This window comes from Roseateles sp. P5_E1, from assembly GCF_054049335.1.
In genome coordinates this window covers 1-783 of the sequence record NZ_JBFUMN010000171.1, presented here as the reverse complement: position 1 = coordinate 783, position 783 = coordinate 1, and the positions used below count along the sequence as shown (strand labels likewise).

At 67.7% G+C, this 783-nt stretch carries 1 protein-coding gene; it reads right to left on the bottom strand.

Annotation, left to right across the window (positions count from 1 at the left end):
* On the bottom strand, positions 1 to 783 hold a 783-nt coding region (wecB, locus tag ACXJKJ_RS30430), incomplete at both ends, for a non-hydrolyzing UDP-N-acetylglucosamine 2-epimerase (protein ID WP_457395139.1).

The following is a 783-nucleotide window of genomic DNA, read 5'->3' as shown; positions in this document are numbered from 1 at the left end:
CGTCAGTTCTGAAAGGGAGGTGTGGGACATCGGGACGGCGTGGGCGGCCACAAACTCGTCGAACCGCTGACCACGCAATGCAGCAACGATCCGCGCCGAGGCCCGGCCATCGCCGTAGGGACTGGCGTCGGCGATGAAGTGCGCCGCCACCTGCGGCGCATCGCAGGCGGCATGCACGGCCGCCACGATCCGCGCAGGATCGGTGCCGACCAGGCGGACAACGCCGGCCTGCACCGCTTCGGGCCGCTCGGTGACATCACGCATCACCAGCACCGGCCGGCCCAGCGCCGGGGCTTCTTCCTGCACCCCACCGGAGTCGGTCAGCACCACGTGCGCGCGCTGCATCAGGCGGACGAAGTTGAGGTAATCCTGCGGTGCGATCAGGTGCACGTTGTCCAGGCCGCCCAGGTGCGTATGCACCGGCCCCTGCACGTTCGGATTGAGATGCACCGGGTAGACGATCTGCAGGTCCGGACGCTGCGCCAGTTCGGCCAGCGCGCGACAGATGTTCTCGAAGCCGCCGCCGAAGTTTTCGCGGCGGTGGCCGGTGACCAGCAGCAGCTTGCGGTCGGCCTGCAGGAACGGGAACTGCGCATCGATCGATGCACGCAGCGCGGCATCCTGGTCGATGCGCTCCACGGTCTGCTTGAGCGCGTCGATGACGGTGTTGCCGGTCACGCTGATGCGCCCGGCCAGGTTTTCCTGTTCCAGGTTGTAGCGCGAGCTGTCGGTCGGGGCGAACAGATGGTCGGCGACCACGTCGATGACGCGGCGGTTCATTTC